Annotated in this window: 3 protein-coding genes; 1 reads left to right on the forward strand and 2 read right to left on the reverse strand. The window is 48.9% G+C overall.

Annotated elements, in window-relative coordinates; all coding sequences use genetic code 11:
- Positions 1-372: 372 nt before the first annotated feature.
- Positions 373-2,274 carry a DPP IV N-terminal domain-containing protein gene (locus KJ970_12000; GenBank protein MBU2691639.1) on the reverse strand — a complete coding sequence of 634 codons (1,902 nt, stop codon included), beginning with the start codon at positions 2,272-2,274 and terminating at the stop codon, positions 373-375.
- Between the two features lie 174 nt (positions 2,275-2,448).
- The gene (locus KJ970_12005) at positions 2,449-3,138 is read right to left on the reverse strand and encodes a hypothetical protein (GenBank protein MBU2691640.1); all 690 of its coding nucleotides are present in this window, start codon (positions 3,136-3,138) and stop codon (positions 2,449-2,451) included.
- Positions 3,139-3,494: 356 nt separating this feature from the next.
- Here KJ970_12005 and KJ970_12010 point away from each other — a divergent pair.
- Positions 3,495-3,839 (forward strand): transposase (locus tag KJ970_12010; GenBank protein MBU2691641.1); only part of this gene is annotated, 345 nt, incomplete at its 3' end.

Here is a 3,839-nt window from a genome sequence, read left to right on the forward strand (position 1 = left end):
ACGTCGAATCTTGCCATTTGAATACTGTTGCATTTGATCCTCCAAGCTTGAATGGATATAAAATCCAGCATTTTGCTGGGATAGCTATTTTATAATCCATTGGCTTAGAGGGTGGAAGGCTCCGTGAAATGACCGCTTACAGCCACCGGGGCCTGCGTCAACCAAAAGAGCCACCCCATTTCGAGGCGGCTCGTCGCGGCTCCCCGGGTGCAACCCTTTACGAACCGTTCTCTGTTTTTGAGGATATTTGATCTCAATTGTTGTCCGTTAACCACTCACCAACGATTCATCTTTTGTCTGGCCTTTCTGGATCAGATCCCGCAACCGCAAGTCCCTCAATGCGGACTGAATAAAAAGAAGGGGCAGCCACCGCTATTCCAAATAAAGGACCCAGATGTCGGATATGCCTTCACTGCTAGTGCTGCTGTAGCTGATCGCGCGACCATCAGGAGACCATGACGGGTATGATTGATCTGCTAGATTGAAGGTCAGTTGACTCAAATTCTCTCCAGTGGCAGACATGACCCATATGTCCCAGTTCTCAGATCGATTGGATGAGAAAACGATTTGACTCCCATCAGGTGACCAAGCCGGAAACATGTCGCGAGCAGGATCCGTTGTGAGTTGAAGAGGAGTGCCTCCATTTGCGGATATCACCCATATATCATAATCAGCCCCGAAGACAATCTGATCTCCCACCGGAGACCATGAGACTCCATAAGTAGGCCAGTCGTCGGAAAGAAGTAATTCTGGTGAACCTCCAGAGAACGGAATAATGTATGTTTCCTTGAGATAATCAGGAGAAAAAGAAACTTGAACTGAGTAGACTATTTGGCTACCATCAGCGGAAAAAGAATAGCTTTGTATATTGTTGTCCTCTCCATGGCTCACCAATAATGAATAGTCCGATCCAAAGACTGGGTCCATGATCCAGATCGCATTAGTAAGATCTGATCCATAAGTTATGAAGGTAAGTTGATTCCCGCCTGGTGCCCAGGATGGGCTATGGGATGATCTCAATGGATCATCGGTTAGTCGAACAGATTGCCCCCCTGTCGCAGATATCATGGACAGCTGCCGTGTTCTATTGGTACCGTGATCAGTCACGTACACAAGTTTATCGCCATCCGGAGACCAGGCCGGACTAGCCGCCCAGCCTGTTCGGGAGCTAAACGTCAACTGCACATTGGCTACCGTCGTCGCACTCACAACATTCGACAGCTCGGACCAGTTGGGTGCACCATCGACTGTTTTGAGAGCGAAGAAGTAAGTGGTCTCAAGCTCCAGGTCGCCTATTGTAAAAGACTCCTCGCTCCCCGGAGTTTCAGGCGCAGGTACATCTTGAACCTGGATCGCCTCGGCCCAGGATTCATCTGTAATCTCAGCGAGCGAATACCTCAGGTCATACTCAGCCGCTATTCCTTCAGAACCATTGTTGCCAGGGGCTGTCCACGTCAAGATCGCGTTGTGGCCATTCGCCGAAGTTACTTCAAGGTCACTCACCTGCTCTGGAGGGATTTCGTCCAGAATCGGTGTGGCACTCACTACATTTGAGAGATCAGATTCGTTGGATCTATCATCAAGAGACTTGATCGCAAAGAAGTGCTCCTGCCCGGCGTCCAGATTTGTAACTGTGAATGCTTCATCAACACCTGATGAATCCGGTGCCGGTACAGATTGTACCTGTGTTGCTGCTTCCCAGCTCTCATCCGTGATCGTCGTTAAAGCGTACCGGAGATCATATCCTGCGGCTCTTCCTGAATAATCATCATCACCCGAGGCAGTCCAGGACAGACTCACGCTGGATTCATCAAACGAGGATACAAACAGATCGCTGATAGCTCCGGGGGCGGTTGTATCTCCAATTGTCGCACTCGCGATATTTGATAGCTCCGACCAGTTGGGAACCTCGTCGGCCGTTTTCAAAGCAAAAAACCACTCGCCCCAATCAAATCCAGAGATTTCAACGTGCTGAAACTGGCCAGATATCGCTGGCTCAGGAGGTGAAGGTGCAATTGTCGCGGAGTCCCAGAGAGCTTCGGTGATGGGAGTCGTCATGTAGCGGATCTCGTACGCTGCAGCCTGTCCACTGGAACCATCATCACCTGGAGCAGTCCAATATAGAGTAACTTGATCCTCAATCGATGGCGCTGTAGCTAGGTCCTGCACAGCCGCTGGTGGAGTGGTATCGGAAGGTGTTGGCGTGGTGCTTTTATCATCCGAGCACCCTAAGAACAGGATCAGAAACACATATAGCAAATACCGGATCTTCATTATTAGTCTCCCCAAGGCCGAATCAAGACGACGCTGTCATAGGTTCCTTTCTCTGACAAGCACTTTGCACCGGCTCCCGGATTGTGAGTCAGGAGAGAGACTCCCTGTTGGAAGAAGTAATTAATAGGCAATTCAAACCTCGGGAGTCCTCTCCATTCTCTCAGCCACACCCTACTAATATGGATAATACTGCGCGTACGCTTCACAGTCCTCTTTGTTGTGAACAATGATATCATTAGCAACATATGTTCCTGCTTTAACCTGGAAGTTATACACTTTCACCTCTTCTTCGATCTTCCTCAGAGCGAAAATCTCCATATCCCAGCCATCCGGACTGGTCAATACATCACCAACACTAAGATTGCTCACATTGACCCACTTGCCCCCGCTCAATACAGGGTGGTTCTCTGTAGCACTAAGTTCTTCGTTAATGATAAAGTAATGGGTAACAACGTAGGGCTTGTGGATGGATGTGACCTCAGACATGCTCATTCTGGCCGTGGGTTCATCGTACGCAAGTACACGATCACCAACTTGAATTTGCTCTACGGGCTTTGTGCTTCCATCAGCCATTCTGATGGGCGTACCTCCGAGCAAACAGTCACAGCCATTTCCGGGATTACCAGTGGAGCTGCAGTCGCATGGCTGCCAGTTGCCTTCGAAAGGAGTACAGCCACCATACCATACACATCGAAACAACTTAATTTCATCTATACAGCTACCAAACTCAATCCTATGGGTCGTACAGCCCTCTCCCCCTATGCAGAAAGTACCGAGATCGACTTGGTGGCAGTACGGGATTGCCTGGGCGGCACCGGTCACCGCTAACACTCCCAGGATCATTAACATCACTATGGACCGCATATCTTCCTCCTTCAATTTCGGATTCGCTGGAGATGACACCAGCAGCCAATTTTAGATAGCCAGGCTGCTGTAGACTAGTTCCTCTCAATACAGAACAAGTCATATCCCCAAGAACAATTGGATGTAAAACACTGTATTGTATTAGCTGCAAAGGATCTCAGATGCACAACATTTGGAATCTACTTTTCAGTTCACCGAGGCCATCTTATCTGTGCCTAGGATGGTAGTCAAGAGCTAACCCTAATCCGGCAAAAAATATGAGTTGAAATGAGAGAAAAAAGTTGAAAATGGGCTTCCCATATGTTTTTTCGGTTGTAGACATTAGCGTTCAACCGAGAAAGGAAAACCCATTTCCAATGAGACGAAGAAAACGCACTTTGACCCGTCGTGTCAATAGGAATCTCCGGGTTGAGTTCGGGGATGAAAAGCTGACCTCCCATGCCGGTCTAGAAATTCTCGGGAGTTTTCTCCAAGAGAAACTATTCAATACTAAACTCCGTGATGCCTTTCGAGACATCGACTTAAAGGGAGACTATCCCTTGCCGTCCATGGTCCGGGTCTTTCTGGCCCTGTTGTGGACTGGAGGCCGGCGACTTCGGCACGTACGTTTTCTGGATCGTGATCCGCTGGTGCGCCGATTCTGTGGTCTCGATCATCTTCCGGATGAACGGACTCTGAGCCGATGGCTTAAGCAATTTACA

Source organism: Candidatus Eisenbacteria bacterium (genome assembly GCA_018831195.1).
Lineage (GTDB): Bacteria > Eisenbacteria > RBG-16-71-46 > CAIMUX01 > JAHJDP01 > JAHJDP01.

Coding starts and splice junctions, on each gene's coding strand:
- KJ970_12005 (MBU2691640.1), bottom strand. CDS start 3,138: ATGCGGTCCATAGTGATGTTAATGATCCTGGGAGTGTTAGCGGTGACC.
- KJ970_12000 (MBU2691639.1), bottom strand. CDS start 2,274: ATGAAGATCCGGTATTTGCTATATGTGTTTCTGATCCTGTTCTTAGGG.